The sequence below is a fragment of the Streptococcus catagoni genome, assembly GCF_011421425.1.
Taxonomy (GTDB): domain Bacteria; phylum Bacillota; class Bacilli; order Lactobacillales; family Streptococcaceae; genus Streptococcus; species Streptococcus catagoni.
This window is the reverse complement of sequence record NZ_WPCW01000002.1, coordinates 141,868-166,438: the sequence shown is the minus strand read 5'-3', so window position 1 is coordinate 166,438 and position 24,571 is coordinate 141,868. Positions and strand designations below refer to the sequence as shown.

Here is a 24,571-nt window from a genome sequence, read left to right as displayed (position 1 = left end):
CTTGGCACCTAACTGCTGTAAAGAATCTTTTTAGAGAAGCTGGCTTAAACGACTGGCATCAGCCAGAAGTTGCTCCTTACTTGTTGCGTATTCAAGAGCCAGATAAGGAACATTTGGAAATTGCTGGAGCAGTTGGATAATATCAATTTCCCCCTCAAACAAGGCGTTACTGGTTGAAAGAACTTCCCCTACTTGTAAATAATTTTTGCAATGAAGGTAGCTGGTAAAAGCAGTCAACTGCTTGGCAGCTTGAACGATAGACTCACCGACAAAGGCCCAATTCGCTGTATCAAAGACAAAACCGATAGGCAGATTAGTCTGCTGTGCCAGAGTCATAAATCGAACACAATTAGCTAGGCTCGCTCCCACAGGATCCTGATTATTTTCCACCAAAAGCGGCATGCCTGGCGGTAACACCTTTTCCAAAGAAGACAAGGTTTGAGGAAGCAAGCGGTTAGCATCTCCAATGTTGACTTTTAAAAAGGGAGCCTGCAAAACCTGTGCTTCTTGTAACAACGCATCTATGCTTGGATTAAGCCTCCCGTCAACTAGCAAGTCCTCATTGACACTGTAAAAAAGGGCTATATCAAGTTGATTAGCTTTAGCTTTTAAAACCCCTAATTCTTGGGGAATGTCTCCCAAAAATTCACGACGAACTTCAAAGCGGTTGAATCCCATAGCCTGAACCTGCTCCAAAAGGTCTACTTGGGAAAGTCCTGCTTCTAAATCTTCTTTAAAGACAATACTGTTGATGATAAGGTCTTTTTGTTCTAACATATTTTCTTCTTTCTAATCGTCTTGGGCCAGTTTTGACAAGGCTGCTAGGGAGTGCCAAGCAGGAGCCATCACGGTTAATAATTGCTGATAAAGCTCATATTTTTGCTGATAATAGCGGTTTTGCGCTGAGTTAGGATAGTAGGTATCTTTTACCCTTACCATATCGGCTACCGCCTCGGCTAAGGAAAGGCTATCCAAAGATGCCTTGGCAAGCAAAGCGCCTCCGAGACCTCCAAGTTCACTACCCGATACGGTTTCAATAGGCAGATTGAGCACATCCGCAAACAGTTGCACCCAAGCCTTTGAATGCGTTGCCCCACCAGTCATTCGAATAACCTTAGGTGCTGACCCTTTAGCATTAATCAGTTGAGTAATATGTTGCTTGTGTGCAAAAGCAATCCCTTCATAAACGGCTCGCAACATATGAGATTTGGTCGATTTTGTGCTTAGTCCCAAAAAGCAAGCCTTGGCTTCTGCAACAGTATTATTTCCATATAAAAAAGGGAAAAACAAAAGATCGGTGTAGCTAGCATCAGTCTGCTCTAAAAACGTTTCAAGGGTATCATAGATTGATTCATGACCTTGTTCTTTGATGGTTCGTATTTCTTCTGACATAAGCATTTTTAAGATAGCATCTAGGTTCCCAGCAGAGGTGGGGCTACTAGCCTCTATCAAATAGTCACGATTTGGAAAATAAGAATTCATGTGACCACTTGCTTGGCTAGCAGCTTTTTTGCTTGGATAAGTATTAATATTCCAAGTACCCGAAATCAAACTAAAGGTCTGATCGTTAAGAACTCCTGAGCCGATTGCACAAGCATCAATGTCAAATAGACCCCCAAGAACAGGAGTGCCTTCTATTAATCCAGTAAGTTTAGCAGCTTCTTTGGATACTCCTCCAATAATATCCGCACAATCCACCAATTCAGGCAAGGCTTGAGCCATTTCCTCAATACCAAAAAAACTTAGAATAGCTGGGTCATAAGTCCCTGTTTGAAAATTAATCCAATGATTACCTGAAGCATCACCATATTCTTGATGAACCTTGCCTGTTAGTTGAAAACGAATAAAATCCTTGGCTGATAACACCCAGCCAATCTGATCATAAGAAGCCCTATCATACTCTTTCAACCATCGTAACAAGACAGGAGCTTGAACCCCAACGACATGTTGTTGGGTCAGTCCCCAAAGGTCATCCACCTTCTCTTCAAAAGCAGTTGCTAAATCGTTGGCACGTTCATCTGTGGATAAAATTCCATGACAAAAAATAGCTTGTTGCTTATCTAACAGATACAGCCCTTTGCCGTGGCCAATGGGAATGACAGCTGCAATAGCAGAGCTAGCAATGGCTGATGTGTCGATAACTTCCTTGATGGACGCACCAATGGCTTGCCAGGTAACCTCTAAATCAATTTCCCTGAAACCAGGTGTGTCTTCTATTTTCAAGGTGGGAAAGGAGGAAACGGCTATTTCTTTGCCCTTGTCATCAAATAAAATAGCCTTTATGCTGGTTCCACCATAGTCAATACTCAAAAAATAGCGCATCTTTTATCCTTTCTTAGAAACATCGGAAAACAACTGAAACAAAATCATACTACCACCAGACAAACCGAGTCTCACTCCTCTTTGGTCATGTCGACAGTTGCAGGCCTCTCTGGCTACCTAACCTGTCTGTGAGTTATCCTCAGATGGGTCTATGACCCTTTTAAATACAAGCTCCTTAGCATAACAAAATGGTTTGGGACCTTCTCCTGTCCCAAACCCCTAATCATTTTTAGTATAAGCCTAGTTCTTTTGTGGCAGGGTCAACAGCCTTGCGGTTAGCTTCAACAGCAGACGGTTTGAAGTAAACACGTTCAGCATTATGATAAAGCACATCTTCTAATTCTTCTGGTGTGAAAATAGCAACATGTTCTAGCCAGGTCGCCAATTCCTCATAAGTGTTAAAGGTAGCAGACCAAGGTGAATCTGTCCCCCAAATGATGCGCTTAGCTCCTAAAACCTCTTTGGCAATGCGCACGTTCTTTTCAGCTTTAGGGAATGGGAATTTGTCTGGACTATCTATGTCTTGGATAGCTGAAATATCTGTGTAGATATTGTCCAAGTCCTTCCACATGCTGAGTTCTGCTCGCAAGCGGTTAGGAGTGTCTGCATGGGGGAATGATAAGTGACAAACCACAAAATCAAGACTTGGGTGTAGGCGGGCAAGATTAGCAATAGCATCTGGCTGATGGCTGATTTGATCCCAATTTCCATAATCCACTGTTACGACAAAACCTGGGTATTCTAGCAAGTAGGTCAAGATACGGCTCACATGAGGATCGGTATCTAGACGGAATGGTGTTTTTTGTCCTCGATAACCATGGATGCCACCACCTTGACTAATTTCAAACTTGATGGCACGGAAGCCCAAGACCTCAACATGACGTTGGACAATCTGCATGGCATTGTCAGCAAAAGGATCTACTGAAAAGGCTCCTGTAAAACGCTCAGGGTATTTTTTAATCGCTAGGTGAGTATAGTAATTTTGATAACCATTGAGATGTCCTTGAAGGATAACAGCTTTCTCAACCTCATTAGCGTCCATAAATTGTAAAAAGGATTCTGCAGTAAAAGCGTGATCTCCATAGCCATCTGGGATTAATTTGATTAAATCCCCATCATCCCAAATCGCATAACCATTTCCAACTGCATTCAAGCGACCTTTGCCATTAAATCCTGCAATGGTGTTAACAATATGAGCATGTCCATCGATTTTTTTCATTTTTCTTTCCTCCACTAAAACTAATCTTCCGCAATAAAGATTTTTTCACAAGACCCTTCAAAACCACTGTTTTTATCTGACATGACTTTCAAATAACGATAGATGGCTTCTCTTCTTGTTCTCAAAAGAAGCAAGAAAGCCAAATAAACAACAATGGTTAAACCAATATAGAAAGGATTACCAGAAATCCAGGCAAAGAGCACAATCGCTGTTAGGGGATGAGCTAGGAGATTAAAGCTCATGATAAGAGTAACACCAGCAGGCAAGGCAGTTCCAAATTGTTTAACAGCCTCAGTGTAAATTGGACCAAGAGCGCTAGCAGCGTATAGGCCTAAACTAAACCAAACGATCCCATTTAGTATAGCTTTTAGGATATTACCTCTCGTTACTGCAATCATAGCCTCAATCATAAAAGGAATAGCAATCAAATCCACCACAGGGAGGGCCTTGTTCCCCGGTAAAATCAAGGAAATCACTACCATAATAGGAACCAAAACCAACCCAGCAATAATAGTGGCTGGTTCACCAAATCCTACCCCATCATCAACAGCAATAAACCAGCGTTTTTTGTCAGAGAGGGTAGAGCTTTCGGCATTTTCTTTTTTCTTGTTGCGTTCAACAGCTTCTGCCAATGGGGCAAAGGCTTGGGCAAATACCCCTGTGATCAAAGGAAAAATAGTCATCACTGCAGCTAAAACCACAGCAAAGGATAAAATACCACCCCAAGTTTCAATGGACATGAGATTTTTGAGACTGCCCAAAACCCCAATGATTACCCCTAGAATAAAGCCCAAGGTCATTGGCTCACCAAAGATACCTAACTTGGTTTTAAGAGACTCTGGATTCAATTTGACCTTATTAATACCAAGTAAATTCCATAAAGGATCAAGGATCAAGGCAGGAATCAAGGTTTCAATATTATGAATCGAATTAATCGTGGCATTTTTAACCCCGTAGTATTCTGACCAGCGATCCGCTAAAACTTCGGACATGACAAGTGAATAGAGTAGGACAAAGACCATGAAGGCAAAGGATAGCACAAAGTTTCCTGTTGCAGCATAAGCCATGGTTCCCCAAATCATGTAGCCAAAATTATTCCATAAGTTCGATGGTACAAAGACACGCGTAATCCCAGTTAGGAATAAAACAAGTTCGATTAGTAACCCAAAGACAAAGAAAGACAGACCGATTTCAGAAGAGAAGGCTGTCAAGGAACCAGCCTGCCAACCAATATCTACAATAGGCAAATTTAACCCAGTCGTGTCAACCATTTGTTGGATATACTTGGTTACCATTGGGGCAAAGGCAGAAATAATCCAACCAAACCCAGTCAAACCGACACCTGCACGCAAGGCACAAAAGAAGGCACGTTTAGGATTGACTTTTAGAAAAAGACTGACAATAAAAATCATTGCTGGTACAACCGTAGCTGCACCAAAGACATCAAAAAATTTGTGTAAAGCTTCTAACATAGTTTCACCTTTTTGTTTTATTAAGCGCTTACATCTATCTCTAAAAAAATGGGAAACCCATTTTTCTAAGCAAGTAAGGCTTGATTAGCGTGATGCATTGACCACATTGACAGGTTTTCCATCAAAGAAAGAGAGAATGTTGTTGGCAGCCTCCTCAGCTAGAGTGATACGACCTTCAATTGTTCCTGTTCCCGCATGCGGGCTCATGATGACATTATCAAGCTGACGAAGTTCTTCAGAAACAGCTGGTTCAAACTCAAAGACATCTAAGCCAGCCCCAGCAATTTGCCCCTCTTTCAAAGCCCAGACCAAATCTTCTTCGGAAACAATAGGACCCCGTGCAGCATTGACCAGATAACTACGGGTTTTCATCGCCCTGAAAACATCTTTGTTAAATTGATGATGGGTTGAAGGCAAATAAGGAGCATGGATGGTTACCACATCTGCTTGGCTTATTAATTGGTCAAAGTCAAGAAAGTGAACACCCAGTTCCTCTTCACGTTCTTGTGGCAAGCGATAAAGATCATTGTAAACCACCTTCATCCCAAGAGCCTTGGCAAATTCAGCCACAGTTGACCCAATTCGTCCCATCCCATAAATGCCCAAGGTAGCTCCTTCTAAGGTCATCCCTTGGAAACGGCGTTCACTTGGATCGAGCCATTCGCCTTGTCGTACCACCTTATCATAGAAAGCTAAGCGCTTGGCAGCAGCCATCATAAGAGTGATGGTCATTTCAGCCGTAGGCACCCGCACAGCTTGAGGGGAATTCGAAACGGTAATCCCTTTTTCTTTGGCATAGGCAATATCGACATGGTCATAGCCAACAGCATTTAAGGAAATCAGCTGCAGATTTTGAGCTGCATCAATCATTTCACGATCCCCTTTTTGCCCCATCAATAACCAAGCGTCGTAGTCCTTGAGGTGTTCAAGGACATACTCTCTTGAAAAAGGGGTATCCTCTGAATAGGTTACCTCACACTGGGCCATCAAATTTTGAAGCCCTTCTTTAGGAACGATGCCTGTCACCAGCACTTTCTTTTTTGCCATAATGTTCCTCCTTTAATATATAATATATTGTCATGACCTTAAAAACTAAGCTCATAGAGAGCTACTTGATTGCTGCCATTATTGGCAGAGAAAAGATAGGATTTCCCGTCCTTGTCAAAGGCCAAGCAATTGCTTGGAGCAACTCCTGCTTCGACAAGATGGGACTCAAAGTCCCCATCAGTATAAGTGAACACCCGAAGTTCTGCCTTCTCAGACCGCCAACCAAAGATAAAACAGGGCACTCCTGAAAGGCTACCGCTCCAAATGGCATGTCCAAAAGGTGTAGGGTCAGGATAATGGTACAATTCTCTGGTAAAATCATGAGAGAAAATCCTCAAACGGTTCCCATGAAACCCTTGGATAATCATATGTTCTTGATTCCCATCTCGGTTAATATCCAGCTGAACAATATCACTGGTCTCTTGACCATAGAGGAGGTCTAAACGCCAGTTACCTGTGTCTGAAGCCTCAGGATAGGTCAGTTTAACAATCCCCTCAACAGCTGTAATCAGCGAGTAGCCATGGCTCTGTGCACTGCAATAGCCATGGTTTTTTAAAAGACGTAAGGGTAATGCTTGAACATCTTCCAAAACCAGCAGGTTTTTGTTGAATCTACCAACAAAAATCTGTCCCTTATCTGACCAATCCTCCACAAAAGTCTTGGAATTGGCAATGGTACAACCAATAAACAAACACTTATCTGGCTGAGTCCCTACCAAATCAAAACGGTGTAAGTAAGGAAAGTCAGCTATTTTTTGAATATCCCATCCCTTCCCATTAAAGGCACCGTAAACGATCTGACAAGCCTTGGCATCAAAGCCAGGATAAAACTTCTGAGTTGCTAAAAAATCCAAACTACCAGGAACCTGAATAATTGACATGGTTCCTCCGACATCTTGCCAAACCACCTGTTTTTTGAATTGACCATTTAAGTCGTAGGCAAAACAGGCAGCATCAATTTCGGAAGCAACCAAGAGAAAATCAGCCCCATCAGCTTGTAAGCGGCAGACGGCATAAGCCGCTGGTAAGGTATCTGAGAATAGCTTTTGAACTCGCATAAACCCTCCTGAACATTATCACAAACTAAAATCATCATGACGACTAACAGGATCATCACAACAAACGAGTTAATCGGTTAACCAAACCTTTAAAAAAAATAGAAGAGAAGATCTGAATTGACAGCGGCCACATAAAAACAAAGGATGCTTTATGTTAATCGGTTAATCAAAGACATTCTCATTATAGCGCTAGTTATTTCAAAAAGCAAGCGTTTACACGTATATTTTTTAAAAATTTAATGAGCCAAGCCCCTCTAGCCCAGCTCATTAGCCATTCTTAAAACGAGTGTCGAATAATCAGCTCATTAACCACTTCTAGTAATTCTGGACTAGCAGCCTGATCTTTTTCTCCTTTTAGCTTTTGAATCAAATGCTCCGCTGCCAAACAGCCAATACCATAAGAATCTTGTTTAATACACGAGACAGCCGGTGTTAAGACCTGCATCCATTCCAAATCTTCATAAGTCCCTAAACCAAAATCATCTGGATAATGATAAGGAGATTGGTTCACAATCTTCATAAAACTTAAGAGGGTTGGTCCATTCATCATTAGAAAGGCTGGCTTGGTAGCAGACTCCTTAATCAGGTTTAGAATGCGGTCTTGGCTACCTTCTTCTCCCAAAACAATCAATCGGTTGCTGCTGGAACCAACCACCTCTTGAAAGCCTTGATAACGGAGCTCTCGCGTGGAAATTCCCTCAATAGGAAATGTCACAAAATAAATCTCCTGATAGCCTGCTTTTAGCATCTCCTGTAAAAACTGCTTGGTTGATTGTTTATTATCTGAAACAATGGTATCAAATTGTAAAGTTGTAGCTTGTCTATCCACCATGACTAAGCTTTTAGGATCAAAGACACTAACAAAGGGGTTGTTAGGATTGACCGAATCCAAAATAATACCTGAGACATTTTGTTGCTTCAAGCGGTGCAGGTTCTCCAATTCAATTTGGAGACTGTTATCTGAGTTAGTAAAGTTAACCGTATAACCATAACGTTGACAGGTGTCATGAATCCCCTTCATCACGGAAGAAATAAAGGGGTTGGTGATGTCAGCAATCACAACACCAATAGTCTGCGTATCTCGGGTGACAAGGCTCTGGGCTATCTTGCTGGGCTGGTAACCAGTAACTTCAATCGCCTGCTTAATTTTTTCCTTGGTGGCTAACGACATTTTTTTATAATTACCGTTTAAATAATAAGAAACAGTGGCTTTTGACACTCCAACTAACCTAGCAATATCACTGATGGTGACTTTCTCAAACATGCCTAACTCCTACTCATCCTGTCATTCGTTACGCGTATTATACCACGATTAGGATAATTTTAAAATAAAGGATGAGCAAGACCCTTGAATTTACCTTTTTCAAGAAGCCTAGAAAAAGGGCAAGCCAATAAGACTCGCCCAAACAATGGTTAACAAAGATGGATACCTTCCCAAAAAGGCAGTTGTCCTAATGCGTATCTCCTTTTTGACCATAATAAGCATTTGGACCATGTTTACGTAAATAATGTTTGTCCATAATGTATTTTGGTGCAGACTCTACGCGTGGATTGATTTGTTCTGTCAAGCGGTTCATTTTAGCCACTTCTTCTAAGACAACAGAGTGGTAAACGGCTTGCTCTGGTGTTTTACCCCACGTAAATGGGCCATGATTACGCACCACGATTCCTGGAACCGCCATCGGGTCAAGACCTCGCTTGCTAAATTCCTCTAAAATCACGCTGCCAGTTTCTTGCTCGTAAGCCCCATCAACTTCTGCTTTTGTGAGAGAGCGAGCACAAGGAACCGGGCCATAAAAATAGTCCGCATGGGTAGTCCCATAAAAAGGAATATCACGGCCAGCCTGGGCCCAGCCAACAGCTTCTGTTGAGTGGGTGTGAACAATCCCCCCCACTTCTGGCCAAGCTTTATAGAGCTCCACATGGGTTGGCAGATCTGAAGAAGGGTTCAAATCACCTTCAACCACATGGCCATCAAGGTCTGTCACCACCATGTTTTCCGGTGTCAAGAGGTCGTAGTCAACACCTGACGGCTTGATGACAATACGTCCTAACTCACGACAAACTTCGGAGACATTGCCCCACGTAAATTTGACAAGACCGTGTTCTGGCAGAGACTTGTTAGCCGCACAGACACGTTCACGCATTTCTTGTAAATTTTTCACCATCTTACTTCAACCCCGCTTTCTCAATGAGTGGGTAAAGAAAGTCCTGAGCTTCTTTGATAGCAGCCCTTGTTTCCTCCACCGTTTCACAGTTTTCTGACCACATTTCAATCAAGAAAGGACCATTGTAGTTGGTTTTCTTGATGACAGCAAACATTTCTTCCCAGTCCACACAACCTTGACCGAATGGCACATCACGGAACTGACCTTTTGAGGTTTCCGTAACAGCATAGGTGTCTTTCAAGTGGAGGGCTGCAATGGATTTGTGGCCATTGTAAAATTCACTCCACAGGTCATTGTGCCAGGCAGAAACATTCCCTGTGTCAGGGTAAACAAAGAGATAGGGAGAGTCAATTTCCTTTTCAACAGCCAAGTATTTTTCAATAGAGTTGATAAAAGGATCATCCATAATCTCAATAGAAAGCATGACTTGGGCTTGCTCTGCCCAATCACAGGATTGTCTTAAATTTTTGATAAAACGGGCACGGGTTTCAGGCGATTTTTCTTCATAATAAACGTCGTAACCAGCTAATTGAATGGTACGTACCCCGAGGTCTTGTGCCAATTCAATACATTGTTTCATCAGTTCAAGGGACTTGGCTTCAATGGCAGGATCGTTTGAGCCTAGTGGGTAACGTCTGTGGCCAGAAAAACAAATGGTTGGGATGCGAATCCCAGTTTCATAAATGGCTTTTACTAAATCAAGTCGCTCTTCCTTAGTCCACTCTAAGCGAGCTAAGCGAGCATCTGATTCATCGACAGACATTTCCACAAAATCAAAACCTAAGTCTTTTGCAAATTGCAAACGTTCACGCCAAGTAAACTGTTTTGGCGTAGCTTTTTCATAAATACCAATAGGACGCGCCATAAGGTTACCCCCAAATACGTTTGATTTCGTCTTTGAATGCACGCGCCGCTGCAGCAGGATCTTCTGCCTCAGTTATACCACGTCCTGCAATAAATGTAAAGACATCAACCCCTTCAAAGAGTTTCAAGGTATCCACATCGAGCCCGCCTGTCACTGACACACGAAAGCCCATGTCAATCAATTTTTTCACCTTGTTAAGGTCTTTTTCGCCCCAAGTTTCCCCAGCAAGAAGGGCATCACGCGATTGATGGTAAATAGCTTGAGAAATCCCAGCGTCAAGCCATAATTGAGCTTGCTCATAAGTCCAATCGCCATACAATTCGATTTGGATTTCCCCACGCTCGCCGCGCTCTTCTTTGATAGCCTTGAGGGCCGCTTCCATGGTTGGAATAGTCGCACAGCAGATACAAGTCATCCAATCAGCGCCGCGCTTAGCATTGTTTTTGGCAACAGTACCACCAGCATCAGCACATTTTGTATCTGCCACGATGATTTTTTCTGGGAAAAGGCTGCGCAAAACCTCAACCAACTCGCTTCCGACTTGAAGCAAGCAAACCGTACCTGCTTCGATAACGTCTACTTCATGTCCAACTGAAACGGCTGCTTTAATAGCCCCTTGCAAGTCAGAATGGTCTAAGGCAACTTGTAAATTTGGAAGATGTGTCATGTGTTTTTCCTAGAACTCTTAGCCACAGTACAAACTGATTAAGAGCTCCTATCCTTTCAATCATTATTGTTAATTCGTCTATCTGAGGATTATCTCCAAAGATTAATTAAGAGTCCAAATCCAAACCGGCTAAGTAAGGACTGTTTTTTGATTCTTCTACCATTGCCAGCACTTCTGCTGAACTTTGGCAAGCCACCAAGCGTTCAATGGCGTTGTCCAGTTCAAACAAGGCTACAATTTGTGGAATAGCCACTGTTGTGTGAATAGAAGGGTCAGTCGCAGCCAACGTCAAGAGAACAGAAACCTCTTTTCCATCTGAGAAAGTTACTGGTTTGGTTAGAGTAATCAAGGCAAAGGCATTACGGTTGACCCCACGACCTGCTTCTGCGTGAGGCATTGCCATCCCTGGCATCAGCACATAATAAGGGCCATATTTTTCTGTTGATTCAATGATGGCATCATAGTAAGCCGATGTCACTGCTCCGCTATCAATCAAAGGTTGGACAGCTAACTGAACAGCTTCTTGCCAAGTATCAGCACTTAACCCTAAACGAATAGAGTTGTTATCTATAAAGGCTTGTTTTAAATTCATAAACATATCTCTTTCTAGTGTTTTTGGTTAAAAACACATCCTTTTCTTGTCTCTTAACTGACTTTTGCTAAAGAGAAAGAGTTGGGAACCTTCGTCACAACTCCTCCTTTTTGTTTCAGAATCAGCTTATAGCACTTCTTGCAATTTGGTTTTGATTTCATTGTCATCCATCAGGTTATCAAGACCAACCAAGTGACCTTTAGTACGGCCATCAAGCTCATGAATCAAGTGGTTTGACGCTACCACAATATCATAGCCAGAAGCTAACGCTTTAGCTTCACCCACAGAACAAGAAGCTGATTGAATATCAGTAACACCAAGTTGACGAAGAGCATTTTCAACTTTCATTTTAATGACCATAGATGACCCCATGCCATTGCCGCATGCTGTTAAGACTTTAACCATTGTTTTTTCCTCCGAAGATGTTATTTTTATTTTTTTGTTAGAATAGCAGCGCTATTTCTTGAAAGTGGTACTTATTGAGCTTCACCACGGTAGTAAGCCTCTTTGTCCTTAGCTTTAGCAAATTGTAATTGTGGAATGGCAAGTAAGAAGATGCAGACAAGCACATAACCTGCAATACCAAGGAATTTGAAGATGTAACCAAATGGCAACCATGGAAGAACCAAGTCGATGTTACCATGGTAACCACCTGTAAGACCTAATAAACCAACAGCTACCGCACCAAGAGAAACTTGTAAAATCCCTGAGATAAAGGACAATGCAACTGCAGCTTTCCAACCACCACGTTTATCAGCGTAAACCGCAATCGCCGCATTATCAAAGAATACTGGAACGAATCCTGTGATAATTAAGATTGGGTTTTTAAAGATAACAAGAAGAGCAATCGTGATCAATTGACCAATCAAACCAAAGGCAAATCCTGAAAGAACCGCATTTGAAGAGCCAAAACCATAAGAAGCTGCAACGTCAACCGCTGGGAATGACCCTGGAAGCAATTTGCTTGAGATCCCTTGGAAGGCATTGGTCAATTCAGAAACGAACATGCGCACACCCTGCATCAAAATGAAGAGGTAAACTGAGAAGGTGAGGGATGTTTGCAGAATATACATGAAGAAGGCTTGCTTAGCTGGGTTGAATGCTCCAGGTCCGATCAAGTCCACATTAGACATGATGTCTGGACCAAGGACAGCCAAGATAGCTCCAAAGAAGACCAACATCAAGGTTGCAGATGCAACAACAGTATCGTGGAAAATGTTTAAAAAGGTTGGTAATTTTAGGTTATCAAGATTTTCTTCTTTTTTACCAAAGAACGGTGCAACCTTATCCACAAACCAAATCGCAAATTGTTGTTGGTGACCAATCGCAAATCCGCCGCCACCTGTTAGGCGCTGGGTTGCTTCAACCGTCATGTTAGAACTGATCGCCCAGTAAAGCCCACAGATAATACCGACCGCCCATGCCCCAAAAGCATTTTGGAATTGAGGGATTAATAAGAGGACAAAAACAGAAATGGTTGCTGCTTGTTGTACCATGATATGACCAGTAATGAAAAGGGTACGCACTTTTGTAATCTTACGAAGTGCAACGAGGAGAATATTGACTCCAAAACCAATCAAGAGAGCGGTTGTAGCAACACTGATAAAGCCCATCTCTTCTAATTTCGTATTGGCAGCAGCAAGACCAAAGTAAGGGTCAATAACAGCCGCTTTCAATTCAAATTTCTTAGCAAGGGCAACCAAGATTGGACGGAAGGTCGTTACCAGACCACCTGCACCAACGTTCAAAATCAGATAACCAACTGTCGCTTTGACAAAACCTGCAAAGACTTCATAAATTGGTTTTTTAAGGAGTAAATACCCGATTAAAACCAGAAGACCTACGAAGAAAGCTGGGTTTTGCAAAATATTTTGCGAGAACCAGTTTAGGGGAGCTAGGAACATTTCCATGAGAACTACCTCTTTTCAAAGTTAATAAATATAATGTTTTTATATGTTCATTATAGGTAATGAAAGCGTTTTAAAAAAGACCAACTATCACACAAAGAAGTGTTCAAAATTAGACTTCAGTTAACTTATTTTAAAATTTAACTATACTTAACGGGATAAAATGCGTAATCCCTTTGCTTTTTCAAGCTCTTGCTAACAAAAAAGACCCCACTGGAACAGGCGCCCAGTGGAGTCTATATAGATATCAACTATTGTTAGTCTTTGGTTTTTACTTTACCACGATATTAACAAGTTTGTTAGGAACAGCAATGACTTTGACAATCTCTTTGCCAGCAATTTCAGCCTGTACTTTCTCGTTAGCAAGGGCTGCAGCTTCTAAGTCTTCCTTAGTGAGGTCTTTAGCAACCACTAATTTCGCCTTGACTTTTCCTTTGATTTGGACAACGATTTCCACATCATTTTCAACCAATTTTGAGTCATCCCAAGTTGGCCAAGCCACATGGGTAATGGACTCATCTGATTGGGTCAAGGTTTGCCATAATTCTTCACCCAAGTGCGGTGCAAATGGCGCTATTAATTGAACAAAACCTTTGGCATAGTCGGTAAATAATTGCTCTTCCTTATTAGCAGCATTGACAAAAATCATCAATTGAGCAATGGCTGTGTTGAACTTGAGGCTGTCAATCTGTTCAGTAACCAATTTAACGGTTTCGTTGTAAACCTTGTCTAGAACTCCGCTATTTTCAGAAACAATCTCTTTACTTGTGATCAGACGGTAAACACGGTCAAGGAATTTACGACTTCCTTCCAGACCTTCCTCTGACCAAGCAATGGAAGCATCAAGAGGTCCCATGAACATTTCATAAACACGAAGGGTGTCGGCACCATATTGTTCAACAACATCGTCAGGGTTAACCACGTTTTTAAGGGATTTAGACATTTTAGCGGGTGCTTGTTCTAATTCCTCACCTGTTTCCATATGGAAGAAGGAACCATCGCGTTTCTCAGCCTTGTCTGTCGCAACAAGGGCACCACGATGATCACGGTAGCTTGTCCCCAAAATCATCCCTTGGTTAAAGAGTTTTTGGAAAGGCTCCTTAGTTGGAACAACCCCTAAATCATAGAGCACCTTATGCCAGAAACGTGCATAAAGCAAGTGAAGTACTGCATGCTCAGCACCACCAATATAGATATCAACTGGCAACCATTGTTTTAGAAGCTCAGGGTCAGCAAGGGCTTCTGTATTGTGCGGATCAATATAACGCAGGTAATACCAGCTTGATCCTGCCCACTGTGGCATGGTATTGGTTTCACGACGCCCTTTGACACCGTCTTCGCGAACCACTTCCAACCAGTCCGTCAAATTAGCAAGAGGTGACTCCCCTGTTCCTGAAGGACGAATATCCTTGGTAACAGGAAGCACTAATGGGAGGTCTTTTTCTGGAACTGCTGTTGATGTACCATCTTCCCAGTGGATGATTGGAATAGGCTCACCCCAATAGCGTTGGCGAGAGAAGAGCCAGTCACGTAGACGATAGGTCACTTTTTCCTGACCAACCTGCTTGTCTTCTAACCAAGCAATCATCTTGGCAATAGCTTCTGCCTTGACTAGACCATCCAAAAAGTCTGAGTTAATGTGGAGGCCATCTTCTGTATAGGCTGCTTCTTGGACATTGCCCCCTTCAAGGACAGGGATGATGTCTAAATTAAAGGCCTTAGCAAATTCCCAGTCACGCTCATCATGGGCAGGAACTGCCATAATCGCCCCTGTTCCATAAGATGCAAGGACATAGTCAGCAATCCAGATTGGCATTTCTTTACCATTGACTGGGTTAATAGCATAGCTACCAGTCCAAACACCTGTTTTTTCCTTAGCCAGGTCTGTACGAGCCAGGTCTGACTTGAGGCTGGCTTTGTGTTTGTAATCAGCCACAGCTTGAGCTTGCTCAGGGCTTGTAATGGCATCAACCAGTTCATGCTCAGGAGCTAAAACAGCATAGGTCGCTCCAAAAAGAGTGTCAGGGCGTGTGGTAAAGACCGTAAAGTCATGCTGGCTATCCTTAAGCTTGAAGGTGACATTGGCACCACTTGATTTTCCGATCCAGTTGCGTTGCATGTCCTTGATAGACTCTGGCCAATCAACCTCTTCTAGATCTTCAAGCAGACGTTCGGCGTAAGCCGTGATCTTTAACATCCACTGGCGCATAGGCTTGCGCACAACTGGGTAACCGCCACGTTCAGAGGTTCCATCTGGTAAGACTTCTTCGTTGGCGATAGCTGTCCCTAATTCTTCCACCCAGTTGACCGGTACTTCAGCTTCGTAGGCTAAGCCTTTTTCATAAAGCTTGGTAAAAATCCATTGGGTCCATTTGTAATAATTAGGATCCGTTGTATTGATCTCACGATCCCAATCGTAGGAAAAACCTAGGGCATTGATTTGGCGCTTGAAGTTGGCGATATTTTCTTTGGTGAATTCTGCAGGGTCATTTCCCGTATCCATGGCATACTGCTCAGCAGGTAGCCCAAAGGCATCCCAGCCCATTGGATGAAGGACATTGTAACCTTGAGCACGTTTGAAACGGCTTAGGATGTCCGTTGCTGTATAGCCTTCTGGGTGCCCTACGTGAAGACCAGCTCCTGAAGGATAAGGGAACATATCCAAGGCATAAAAGTTCGGTTTCTTACTGTCTGTTCCCGTTTTAAAGCTTTTGTTTTCTGCCCAGTAGCTTTGCCACTTAGGCTCAATTTCTTTATGATTGTAAAATGTCATGTGACGTCTCCCATGTAAAAAAGTCTAGTCTTCTTATTATAGCACGATATGAGGCTTTTAGAAATGTTTATTCATTTTCAACCCTTTCAAAGAAAAGGGAAAAAGATGAGCCAGAGACTCATCTTTTGGTTTGGGAGACAATTTTAGTTATGTTTCTTACGTTTAGCGCCATAAGCTAACATTCCTGAACCAGCAATAATAGCTAAGGCTGAAGCTGTGAAGAATGGATTAGATGAATCACCAGTACTTGGTAATTTATGCTCTTCTTTCATCATTCCAGCTGGAGCCATTGGTTTCATTTCAGGTTTCATATCTGATTTTTGTTCAACTTTTGGCTTGTCCATCTTAGGAGCTTCTGGGCTTACTTTTTCTGTTTCAGCTTCTTCAGTAGGTGCTTCAGATTTTTCAGTTTCTGCTTTTTCAGTTTCAACTTCTGTTTCTACTTTTTCAGCTTCAGATTCTTCAGTAGGTGCTTCAGATTTTTCTTCTTCAGATTTTTCTGTTTCTTCTTTTTCAGTTGATTCTGTTTCAATTGATTCTGTTTCAGTTTCTACTTCAGCTTCTTCAGTTTTCTCTTCTGTATTTTCGTTTTCTTTAGCATCTCTTTCAGCTTTGTTTTTCTCTAAAGTTGGAAGAGTGAATTCCATGAAGTCTTTAATACCTTCTACAGTTTTCGCTGATGAAACGATCTTCTTGATAAATTCGCTTGCGCCAAGCTCATCTAATTTAGCAAGAGCTTCTGCTTTTGCATCTTTTAAAGCTTGTTCTTTATCAACTGGAGCTTCTTCGGCTGCTTCTGCCTTTTCAGCTTCCTCAACTTCTTCTACGCCTTCAACTTCTTCAACTTCTTCAACTTCAGGTGCTTCAGCCTCTGTAGATGCTTCTACATCTCCACCTAATTCTTCAACTTTTTTCCTTGCAGCCTCTAATTCACGCTGTGCACTTTCTGCTAGTTTTTCTAGTTCTTTTGCTTTCTCTTTATCATCTCCAGCCGCAGCTGTTTCAGCAAGTTCTTGTGTTTTTGCAGCTTCTTTTTCTCTTGTAGTAAGCATTAATTTAGCAAGCACTCGCTCGCGTTCTTCTTTGCTTAGTTTACCTGCTTTTGGAGTTTCAGCAGCTGGTACTTCTGCAGTAGCAGTTGCTACTGTCGTAGGTGTAGGTGCTGATACTACCTCTTCCGCTGAAACCACTGTTCCACCGATCATAACTGCAGCTGATACAGAAGCTAAACCGTAAGCTGATTTTCTAAGAAAATACTTCATTTTTTTATTTTTTTCCATTTTTTCTCCTTAATTTTGGTAACTTTCTTTTAATTATCGCTACCGATAACGTTAATAACATTATAATTATTAATACTCATTAAGTCAAGATTAATTTATATTTTATTTATTTATCATTTATTTTGCTGTTATATTTCATAAGACCCTTCAAACGCCGACAAAAAAGGCTTTCTCTTTTGATAAACAAAAGGGAAAGCCTTTTTAATTTTTTTATAATTTAACTTTATAACTCAGCTATTTGATAGAGTTCTACTTCTGCGATGGTTTCTGAACCAAACATGTTTAACATGAGTTTTACCTTGTTGTTTTCTATTTCAACAACACGTCCTTCTTGACCCATAAAGGCTCCATCGATAATTTGCACCATATCGCCAACCTTGATATTGGTATCAAAGACATCAACTGTTTGACCCATTGATAAGAGGATAGAACGAATCTCTTCTTCAAGTAAAGGTGTTGGTTTTGAACGGTTCCCGTGAGATCCAACAAACCCTGTAACATTTGGTGTGTTACGAACAACAAACCAAGCCTCATCTGTCATGACCATTTCAACCAAAACATAGCCAGGGAAACGGTTTTCTTCAATTTCCTTAGTCTGACCGTTTTTTTCAACGTTGACCGTTTGGGTTGGAATTTCTACTCGTAAAATGTTGTCAAGCATATTATAAGTTTGAGCGCGTTGTAAAAGATTTTCCTTAACCTTGTTTTCATAGCCAGAATAAGTTTGTAGGACAAACCAACCTTTGTCAAAAGAGTCTATCATAAAATTTCCTTTCATCAGAAAAAAGCCATAAGCGGCTTTTGGAATGACTTTGTTACCTTCATTATAATAAAAGCGACCTATTATGTCAATATTTTCCCTATTTATCAAGCAGAAAAAGACTGAGAATTCCCAGTCTTAATGTATGTCTTTTTTAGAAATGATTAATAATACTCAAAATACCTTTTGATAGTAGTTGGTCAAAGATGAAAATAATAATCGTAAAGAAAGCTGTGTACTCAAGAACTGAAATGAAATCTTTCCAACGTTGTTTTCGATCTGGCCAAGTTGTATCTTTTAAAAGTTTAAAAATACCACTGATAAATCCCATCTGATACTCCTCTAACGTGTTTCTTTATGTAAGGTATATTTCTTACAATGTTTACAATATTTATTGACCTCTAGTCGTGTCGGTTTAGGCGTGCTACTCACAGCAATAGAGTAGTTTCGGCTTCCACATTCTACACACGCTAGGCTTGCTTTTTTCTGTGCCATAACGCCTCCGTAGAAATTATTCTAACATGATTTACTCATTTGTGCAAGCTACCTGATATAGTCAATAATATTATCCCAGACTTTCTTGGCCTTCTCTCTTAAACCTGACTTATCAACAGCGTCGGACAATGACTTAGAAGCTTCTTCTGCTGATTTACGAAGTCCATCAATAATACTTTGTGAGTCCTGTGCATTTTCAGTATGTGTTTCATTGACCCCATAGACGGCCGAAATACCATTTTCTGCATAGGCATTGTCCACCTTAAATTGCTGACCTTTAGTGTAGGGCAATATATAGGAAGCTTGTGTACTAAAGATAGTTGAAGCTGTTCCAGAACTTGAATCTGTCAAGTAATGTTTTTCATCGGTTTTAGTAAAACCTAACCATTGACTAATCACTACATCTGGTGTGTAGCCAATAACCCACTGATCTCCAGCCAGATCGGGATTGAAATCTGTTTCAGTTGTTCCTGTTTTTCCTGCCAAAGTATAGCCATAAACATTGGCGTTAATAGCAGAGCCATTAGAAAAGGTTCCAAGCATCATACTAGTCATCTTATCAGCAACAGTCTTACTGATAACACGCTTAGACTGGTCACTGTGTTCCTTAACTATTTTTCCACTGGCTGTCTCAATCTTTTTAATAAAATGAGCAGAATGCATGACACCATTGTTGGCAAAGGCGGAATAGGCCTGAGCCATTTTTAGAGGACTGGTTGTGACACTACCACCAAGGGCAATGCCTAATTCTTTATTAGCAGAGCCCATGTCTAAACCAAACTTCTTACCGTAAGAAATGGCCTTGTCAATGCCCAATTCTTTAACAGTAGCTACTGCTGGAATATTATAAGAATTGGCCAGAGCTTGATACATAGGGACATCTTCAGATTCATAATTCCCATAGTTATGAGGCTTATAACCGTCAAAATCTCGAAGGGTATTTGGTAATTTTTTATCCATTGACCAGCCTGACGCAATGGCCGGAGCATAAACAATTAGAGGCTTAATGGTAGAAGCAGGGCTTCTTTTGGCCTGAGTGGCATAGTTAAAACTACGTATGGTCTTTTCTTCAGTACTGTTAACCCGACCAATTAAACCTCGCACACCCCCTGTTTTAGGGTCAAGAGCAACGCTGGCAGCCTGGGCTGAAGTTCCATCATGTTCAGATACAGGGAATAAACTAGGGGTATTAAAGGTAGTTTGCATACCTGTTTGGTAGTTCTGATCCAGCTCTGTATAGATTTTATAGCCATTGTTGATAATATCTTTTTCGGAAATACCATAGGTAGAAATAGCTTCATTAATAACAGCATCAAAGTAAGAAGGAAACTTATAGTCATCTGACTTACCAACATAGCTATCAGCCAGACGATTCCCCATTCCCACCTTTTCTGCCTGACTGGCCTGTTCCTTTGTAATCTTCTTGGCATCAACCATGGCAGCTAAAACCGTATTACGGCGGTTTGTAGCATTTTCTATCGAATAATAGGGATTATAGATCTCTGGTCCCTTTAGCATCCCAGCTAGGGTTGCCGCTTCATCTAAGCTTAAATTGGCTGCACTAGTGCCGAAATATTTCTGACTAGCATCTTCCACTCCCCAAACACCATTTCCAAAATAGGCATTATTAAGGTACATGGTTAATATTTCTTTTTTGCTATATTTTTTCGTTAGCTCTAAGGCTAAGAAAAACTCACGAGCTTTACGCTTAATGGTCTGGTCCTGAGATAAATAGGCATTTTTAGCCAATTGCTGGGTGATTGTTGAACCTCCACCAAATCGCCCTGCTGTTGCCACAGCCAAGAGAAAACGTTTGAGATTGATCCCATTGTTAGTGTAGAAGGTCCTGTCTTCTGTCGCAATAACAGCATTTTCCAGGTCATCAGAGATGGCGTCCAGTTCAACATAGGTTCCTTTTTGCCCTGACAAACTTCCTGCATAGGCTCCTGTCTTATCATAGATAACAGTTGTTGCCTTAAGTGCATTTTGAAGGTCAGAGACCTTGGCTGTCTTTGACAGGTAAAAAAGATAAGAACCCAGCACGAGCACAACTGATCCAAAGAGGATCAGAAGGATCTTACCAAGATGATAGCGACGCCAAAAACGCCTGATAGGATTCTGCGGAGAAGGAAGGATAGCTTCTAGTTTCCCCAGCCAGGCAAAATGCTTTTTATCAGACTTTTCTGTTTTTTGGCGACTCCTTTGAAAGGCTGCTTGTTTTTGATCTAAAGAATTGTTTTCTTGATTAGGATAAGCTAGATCTGGCTCACCTTTATTTTCTTTTTTTGCTATTTTTTCCTGATACTTTTTTGGAAAAAACTTTTTTTGCAATAATTCTAAAAATGTCATAGAGTTATTATACCACTAAGGTAGGTCCACTGCTAACATTAATCAATTGCTATGGCTTTTGAATAGGCTATAGCATCTACTTGGAAGTGTAAGCCCTCTGATCCACCGACATGGGCAAATTCCGTTTGAATCGATTTACGAGCAGGGTATTTCCCCTTAAATCTTTCTTTAATTACTTTTTCCATGATTGGGATATCCCAAACGTCACGGAAGAGACAATCCATTTTAACCACTGCCTCTAAGTTTAAACCAACCAAACCAAGACGGCGTTCCATTTCATCAAAGGCACCCTTAATTTGGTCTTCGATAGGGGCTCCTACATTTCCTGTGCAGTAATTTAAAAAATAAAAATCTCCTGCTTCAACCAGTCCTGTATGTGCCCATTCTTCATTCACATCATATCGTCTAATGCTTTTCATCTCATGTCCCTTTTCAAAAATCTTTTTCATCATATTATATCAATTTATTAACAAATACAGTACTAAAAAACGTTAAAAAAGGAGCAAAAGAAAAAGGGTTCAAAAAAAGTTTTTGTCGCACTAATTCTTAACTTTTCTCATTTTCTATTAAAATATTTTTCCCTTAAAAAAAGGTTAAGTATCTGCTTTTAAACAATAACATGCTATAATATTGCTAAGAATCAAAATAGAGATAGAAAGACTTAGGTATCATCATGAATAAATTTGAAGCGTTCAAAGAAACACTATCTGCAGAAAGCCTTAAGGCTATTTACGAGGAAACTAAGCTAGAAGTTGCAAATGATGAAAGAGAAGGAACTGAAGCCTTTTCAACAGCTCTTGCTTCACAAATGGCTATAAACCTTGTCGAAAAATACCATGACTGGCTTCATGAAAAGAAAAAATAAAGAAGAAGCAGGCCTTACCTTGTCTTTTAGTAATCCCTACCCAGATTCCACGGTCAAGGACTTACTAGAGACTAAGCTCCTTATCCCTCGCAAAATCAGACATTTTTTACGTACTAAAAAACATCTCTACATCAACCAGCAGCATGTGAATTGGCAAAGCATGGTTAAAACTGGCGATACAATTAGCTTGCACTTTGATCAGGATGACTATCCTGAAAAAGACATTCTAATGGGTGATCCAACTTTAGTAGACTGTCTCTACCAGGATGAACATTTGATTATTGTCAATAAGCCAGAAGCTATGAAAAGCCATGCTAACCAACCTGGCGAATTGGCACTGCTTAACCATGTTTCAGCTTTTTGTAATCAGACCTGTTATATTATTCATAGACTTGATATGGAAACAAGCGGAGCCATTGTCTTAGCCAAAAATCCTTTTATCCTACCTATTATGAATCAACTGTTAGAGCAAAGACAAATTCACCGGAACTATTGGGCCTTGGTGACAGGTTATATGGATAAAAAAGAGGTGGTCTACCAAGATCCCATTGGGCGTCACCGCCATGACCGTCGTAAGCGTGTCGTGGATAGGCGAAATGGTCAGCCTGCTTTTACAAGAATCAATCTTTTAAAAAGGTATCCCAACCAGACTAGTCTTATTAATTGCCAATTAGAGACTGGGCGAACTCATCAGATTCGTGTTCATCTAGCCCATCATGGGCACCCTTTAGTGGGTGATCCACTCTATGAGGAAAAGAAAAGTAGGCAAAGACTGATGTTACATGCTCACCACTTAAACTTTATCCACCCCCTCACACTTGAAAATATCAGTGTAGAAGCTCATTCAAACAGCTTTGAAAAAGGACTCCATCTTTAAAGATGGAGCCTTTTTTATTCTTTAATCAATGCCATGCCATCTTTTTCAAGATTAGGATTTTGGCCATCTTGCCAAATATGAACAGATAGTCTGTCACCACTTATGTGTACACCATAGGCTGATCTTTCTCCCACACTTCCATCAATGGTGAACACCGAGGCATCAGCTGGAGAAGCAAAGAAGATTTGATAGCTTCCATTGCCCTTGTCTTCACACTTGGTCGCCTTAACGGTCATACTTTGATCCTTTTTCTTTGGATCCTTAAAATCTATCTTTCGGGTAATGCTTCCATCTTCAGAAAAGGTCACGGTGTAAAGGACTTGATCTTTCTCACCCTTCCACTTTCCAAGAAGCTTTTCTGGAAAAAGAGATGGCTCCTTAAGCTGATTCTCCTCACTCACAAGGTTTATTTTCTTTCTACCTTTTTGACTTACCAAATACTTATTAGCAGATTTTTTTAAGATTAGCTGGCCGGACAATTCCTGAATAATATGGCCAGATGTCCCTTTAGCAGTGTCAGTCTCCTTCTTATAGCTATAATCATAGGTTGCTGAAAAATCAAGTAGATAGCTTGTTTTACCAACCTGACTTAGCTTATTCAAGGACACATTTGGGATGGCAAAGGCAGAGGCTTTTCTACTATCTGTTTCTAACTTCTCTTTGACACTTTCTTTGAGCCCTTTATAGAAATCATTTTCAACGCCATTTTCAAAAACATCTGCCACTGTAGCAGAGTCTTGTCCCTGGCTGCTATAAATCATCAACTGGTCAAAGGCTGCTAGGAGATAGGATCCTGCTTTTTCATCATCTAAGAGCTTATCAACATTCAAGGTCAGATGAGCATCTTCTGGAAGGTCTGCCAGATTTTGGCGCTTTGATTGCACCTTGCCATCTGGAAAGCTCTTTTTGACATAGGCCTTAACTGTTCCTGATATAGGGTAATCCTTAACCTGACATTTCCCATCACTTAGAGTGCCGACACGGCTGTCATCAAAATAAAGCTCTCCCTCTTTCAAATTACTTGTTACAGTGATATTTTTGAAAGTCACAGTCAGATCTAAGTTTCGATTTTGCCCATCATACTTCTTAGAAACTTCTATTTTTTTATTCTTATAGTGACCACTTATACTGGCAGTGTAGTCAGCAAGAGGTAAACGTTTAACCTCTGTTTTGAAATGTTCTGAAGTGGACGTGGCTACCTTTTTTTGATTGAGTAAAATGTCAACATCAGGAACATTGGTTTCCATGGTTAAGGTGATTGGTTTAACAGCTACACGATAGTCTGGGAAAAGGAAAAATTTTCGCCCAACAGATGTAATATAAAGCTCATCTTTAGAAGTGGCTCTTTTTAGCTTGATCGCAGTTTGGCTGATCTCTTCTTTCTTTAAAGGCTTGTAGTTAGCAAAGCGAGCTTGGTCATTGGTTATTTTTTCACCAGTATCAGCCCACACTAGGTATTCCTTTATATTTTCAAAAGCACTAGCAGAATGGCTACTTCTAGCCTGTAAATAACGATTAATAAAGGTGGTTTTTGAATAATAATAGGCTCCAAAGCCAAGTGAGAACAAGACAAGCAAGCCCAAAATCAGACCTGTTAATTTAACCCACTTTTGCCTTAAAAAAACTTTCATTTGAAGTCAGTCCTCTTTCATTTCTATTGATTCTCTTATTATACCAAATTTTTCTTTTTTTCAAAAAACCGCCCTGTATTGAAGCTCAAAGACCCCAAGTCCTCTCTCTTTATCAGAGGCCTTAATCATCATTTTCAAAGGTTTAGACAAATGACAACTATCTCTTTTTCATTAAAATTGTTGAATTAAAAGAGGGACTATATTATAATGATCACGGAAGCGCT

The 24,571-nt window shown here is 40.9% G+C and carries 23 protein-coding genes; 2 read left to right on the top strand and 21 right to left on the bottom strand.

Annotation, left to right across the window (positions count from 1 at the left end; translation table 11 throughout):
* Positions 1-30: 30 nt before the first annotated feature.
* From HBN42_RS04640 to HBN42_RS04545, 20 genes are all read right to left on the bottom strand, one after another.
* Positions 31-777 carry a sugar phosphate isomerase/epimerase family protein gene (locus tag HBN42_RS04640; RefSeq protein WP_165993907.1) on the bottom strand — a complete coding sequence of 249 codons (747 nt, stop codon included), beginning with the start codon at positions 775-777 and terminating at the stop codon, positions 31-33.
* A gap of 12 nt (positions 778-789) precedes the next feature.
* Complete coding sequence (locus HBN42_RS04635) at positions 790-2,322, bottom strand: FGGY-family carbohydrate kinase (RefSeq protein ID WP_165993906.1); 1,533 nt, start codon at positions 2,320-2,322, stop codon at positions 790-792.
* Positions 2,323-2,551: 229 nt separating this feature from the next.
* On the bottom strand, positions 2,552-3,541 hold the full coding sequence (locus HBN42_RS04630; RefSeq protein WP_165993905.1) for an amidohydrolase family protein: 990 nt from the start codon (positions 3,539-3,541) through the stop codon (positions 2,552-2,554).
* A gap of 20 nt (positions 3,542-3,561) precedes the next feature.
* Positions 3,562-5,013: a PTS galactitol transporter subunit IIC gene (locus HBN42_RS04625; protein WP_165993904.1), complete on the bottom strand. Its 1,452-nt coding sequence runs from the start codon at positions 5,011-5,013 to the stop codon at positions 3,562-3,564.
* A gap of 84 nt (positions 5,014-5,097) precedes the next feature.
* The gene (locus HBN42_RS04620) at positions 5,098-6,060 is read right to left on the bottom strand and encodes a 2-hydroxyacid dehydrogenase family protein (RefSeq protein WP_165993903.1); all 963 of its coding nucleotides are present in this window, start codon (positions 6,058-6,060) and stop codon (positions 5,098-5,100) included.
* 38 nt (positions 6,061-6,098) lie between these two features.
* Positions 6,099-7,118, bottom strand: a complete 1,020-nt coding sequence (locus tag HBN42_RS04615) for a hypothetical protein (RefSeq protein ID WP_165993902.1) — start codon at positions 7,116-7,118, stop codon at positions 6,099-6,101.
* Positions 7,119-7,395: 277 nt separating this feature from the next.
* Positions 7,396-8,382, bottom strand: coding sequence for a LacI family DNA-binding transcriptional regulator (locus HBN42_RS04610; protein ID WP_165993901.1), 987 nt, complete (start codon positions 8,380-8,382; stop codon positions 7,396-7,398).
* A gap of 187 nt (positions 8,383-8,569) precedes the next feature.
* Positions 8,570-9,286: an L-ribulose-5-phosphate 4-epimerase gene (locus HBN42_RS04605; protein ID WP_165993900.1), complete on the bottom strand. Its 717-nt coding sequence runs from the start codon at positions 9,284-9,286 to the stop codon at positions 8,570-8,572.
* Position 9,287: 1 nt separating this feature from the next.
* Positions 9,288-10,151: an L-ribulose-5-phosphate 3-epimerase gene (locus tag HBN42_RS04600; RefSeq protein WP_165993899.1), complete on the bottom strand. Its 864-nt coding sequence runs from the start codon at positions 10,149-10,151 to the stop codon at positions 9,288-9,290.
* Positions 10,152-10,155: 4 nt separating this feature from the next.
* The gene (locus tag HBN42_RS04595; protein WP_165993898.1) at positions 10,156-10,818 is read right to left on the bottom strand and encodes a 3-keto-L-gulonate-6-phosphate decarboxylase UlaD; all 663 of its coding nucleotides are present in this window, start codon (positions 10,816-10,818) and stop codon (positions 10,156-10,158) included.
* A 106-nt stretch (positions 10,819-10,924) separates the two neighbouring features.
* A complete protein-coding gene (locus HBN42_RS04590; protein ID WP_165993897.1) occupies positions 10,925-11,410 on the bottom strand; it encodes a PTS sugar transporter subunit IIA in 486 nt (161 codons plus the stop codon).
* A 126-nt stretch (positions 11,411-11,536) separates the two neighbouring features.
* Positions 11,537-11,815: a PTS sugar transporter subunit IIB gene (locus tag HBN42_RS04585; protein WP_165993896.1), complete on the bottom strand. Its 279-nt coding sequence runs from the start codon at positions 11,813-11,815 to the stop codon at positions 11,537-11,539.
* 71 nt (positions 11,816-11,886) lie between these two features.
* Positions 11,887-13,320: a PTS sugar transporter subunit IIC gene (locus tag HBN42_RS04580; RefSeq protein ID WP_165993895.1), complete on the bottom strand. Its 1,434-nt coding sequence runs from the start codon at positions 13,318-13,320 to the stop codon at positions 11,887-11,889.
* 268 nt (positions 13,321-13,588) lie between these two features.
* Entirely contained in the window at positions 13,589-16,090 is a 2,502-nt protein-coding gene (gene leuS, locus HBN42_RS04575) for a leucine--tRNA ligase (RefSeq protein WP_165993894.1), read from the bottom strand.
* A gap of 143 nt (positions 16,091-16,233) precedes the next feature.
* Positions 16,234-17,370, bottom strand: coding sequence for a YSIRK-type signal peptide-containing protein (locus HBN42_RS04570; protein ID WP_165993893.1), 1,137 nt, complete (start codon positions 17,368-17,370; stop codon positions 16,234-16,236).
* Between the two features lie 223 nt (positions 17,371-17,593).
* Positions 17,594-18,133: a transcription termination/antitermination protein NusG gene (gene nusG / locus HBN42_RS04565; protein ID WP_207927405.1), complete on the bottom strand. Its 540-nt coding sequence runs from the start codon at positions 18,131-18,133 to the stop codon at positions 17,594-17,596.
* A 151-nt stretch (positions 18,134-18,284) separates the two neighbouring features.
* Positions 18,285-18,461: a preprotein translocase subunit SecE gene (gene secE, locus HBN42_RS04560; RefSeq protein ID WP_165993891.1), complete on the bottom strand. Its 177-nt coding sequence runs from the start codon at positions 18,459-18,461 to the stop codon at positions 18,285-18,287.
* An 11-nt stretch (positions 18,462-18,472) separates the two neighbouring features.
* On the bottom strand, positions 18,473-18,625 hold the full coding sequence (gene rpmG, locus HBN42_RS04555) for a 50S ribosomal protein L33 (RefSeq protein ID WP_165993890.1): 153 nt from the start codon (positions 18,623-18,625) through the stop codon (positions 18,473-18,475).
* Between the two features lie 48 nt (positions 18,626-18,673).
* Entirely contained in the window at positions 18,674-20,974 is a 2,301-nt protein-coding gene (gene pbp2a / locus HBN42_RS04550) for a penicillin-binding protein PBP2A (protein ID WP_165993889.1), read from the bottom strand.
* A 38-nt stretch (positions 20,975-21,012) separates the two neighbouring features.
* A complete protein-coding gene (locus HBN42_RS04545) occupies positions 21,013-21,393 on the bottom strand; it encodes a RidA family protein (RefSeq protein ID WP_165993888.1) in 381 nt (126 codons plus the stop codon).
* Between the two features lie 254 nt (positions 21,394-21,647).
* Here HBN42_RS04545 and HBN42_RS04540 point away from each other — a divergent pair, with 254 nt between their 5' ends.
* Together HBN42_RS04540 and HBN42_RS04535 are read left to right on the top strand one after the other, a co-directional pair.
* The gene (locus HBN42_RS04540; RefSeq protein WP_165993887.1) at positions 21,648-21,839 is read left to right on the top strand and encodes a hypothetical protein; all 192 of its coding nucleotides are present in this window, start codon (positions 21,648-21,650) and stop codon (positions 21,837-21,839) included.
* A complete protein-coding gene (locus HBN42_RS04535) occupies positions 21,823-22,716 on the top strand; it encodes an RluA family pseudouridine synthase (protein WP_165993886.1) in 894 nt (297 codons plus the stop codon). Before HBN42_RS04540 ends, HBN42_RS04535 begins: the two co-directional genes overlap by 17 nt.
* A 14-nt stretch (positions 22,717-22,730) precedes the next feature.
* Here the strand turns inward: HBN42_RS04535 and HBN42_RS04530 are convergent, their stop codons facing one another.
* Positions 22,731-24,347, bottom strand: coding sequence for a zinc ribbon domain-containing protein (locus tag HBN42_RS04530; RefSeq protein ID WP_165993885.1), 1,617 nt, complete (start codon positions 24,345-24,347; stop codon positions 22,731-22,733).
* Positions 24,348-24,571: the final 224 nt, after the last annotated feature.

Bases quoted from the DNA above. Each gene is read 5' to 3' on its own strand.
- HBN42_RS04640 (WP_165993907.1), bottom strand. From the start codon at position 777: ATGTTAGAACAAAAAGACCTTATCATCAACAGTATTGTCTTTAAAGAA.
- HBN42_RS04545 (WP_165993888.1), bottom strand. From the start codon at position 21,393: ATGAAAAGCATTAGACGATATGATGTGAATGAAGAATGGGCACATACA.
- HBN42_RS04600 (WP_165993899.1), bottom strand. From the start codon at position 10,151: ATGGCGCGTCCTATTGGTATTTATGAAAAAGCTACGCCAAAACAGTTT.
- HBN42_RS04530 (WP_165993885.1), bottom strand. From the start codon at position 24,347: ATGAAAGTTTTTTTAAGGCAAAAGTGGGTTAAATTAACAGGTCTGATT.
- HBN42_RS04585 (WP_165993896.1), bottom strand. From the start codon at position 11,815: ATGGTTAAAGTCTTAACAGCATGCGGCAATGGCATGGGGTCATCTATG.
- HBN42_RS04635 (WP_165993906.1), bottom strand. From the start codon at position 2,322: ATGCGCTATTTTTTGAGTATTGACTATGGTGGAACCAGCATAAAGGCT.
- HBN42_RS04580 (WP_165993895.1), bottom strand. From the start codon at position 13,320: ATGGAAATGTTCCTAGCTCCCCTAAACTGGTTCTCGCAAAATATTTTG.
- nusG (WP_207927405.1), bottom strand. From the start codon at position 18,133: ATGATAGACTCTTTTGACAAAGGTTGGTTTGTCCTACAAACTTATTCT.
- HBN42_RS04570 (WP_165993893.1), bottom strand. From the start codon at position 17,370: ATGGAAAAAAATAAAAAAATGAAGTATTTTCTTAGAAAATCAGCTTAC.
- HBN42_RS04620 (WP_165993903.1), bottom strand. From the start codon at position 6,060: ATGGCAAAAAAGAAAGTGCTGGTGACAGGCATCGTTCCTAAAGAAGGG.
- HBN42_RS04610 (WP_165993901.1), bottom strand. From the start codon at position 8,382: ATGTTTGAGAAAGTCACCATCAGTGATATTGCTAGGTTAGTTGGAGTG.
- HBN42_RS04590 (WP_165993897.1), bottom strand. From the start codon at position 11,410: ATGAATTTAAAACAAGCCTTTATAGATAACAACTCTATTCGTTTAGGG.
- HBN42_RS04535 (WP_165993886.1), top strand. From the start codon at position 21,823: ATGAAAAGAAAAAATAAAGAAGAAGCAGGCCTTACCTTGTCTTTTAGT.
- HBN42_RS04615 (WP_165993902.1), bottom strand. From the start codon at position 7,118: ATGCGAGTTCAAAAGCTATTCTCAGATACCTTACCAGCGGCTTATGCC.
- secE (WP_165993891.1), bottom strand. From the start codon at position 18,461: ATGGGATTTATCAGTGGTATTTTTAAACTTTTAAAAGATACAACTTGG.
- HBN42_RS04625 (WP_165993904.1), bottom strand. From the start codon at position 5,013: ATGTTAGAAGCTTTACACAAATTTTTTGATGTCTTTGGTGCAGCTACG.
- rpmG (WP_165993890.1), bottom strand. From the start codon at position 18,625: ATGGCACAGAAAAAAGCAAGCCTAGCGTGTGTAGAATGTGGAAGCCGA.
- leuS (WP_165993894.1), bottom strand. From the start codon at position 16,090: ATGACATTTTACAATCATAAAGAAATTGAGCCTAAGTGGCAAAGCTAC.
- HBN42_RS04630 (WP_165993905.1), bottom strand. From the start codon at position 3,541: ATGAAAAAAATCGATGGACATGCTCATATTGTTAACACCATTGCAGGA.
- HBN42_RS04605 (WP_165993900.1), bottom strand. From the start codon at position 9,286: ATGGTGAAAAATTTACAAGAAATGCGTGAACGTGTCTGTGCGGCTAAC.
- HBN42_RS04595 (WP_165993898.1), bottom strand. From the start codon at position 10,818: ATGACACATCTTCCAAATTTACAAGTTGCCTTAGACCATTCTGACTTG.
- pbp2a (WP_165993889.1), bottom strand. From the start codon at position 20,974: ATGACATTTTTAGAATTATTGCAAAAAAAGTTTTTTCCAAAAAAGTAT.
- HBN42_RS04540 (WP_165993887.1), top strand. From the start codon at position 21,648: ATGAATAAATTTGAAGCGTTCAAAGAAACACTATCTGCAGAAAGCCTT.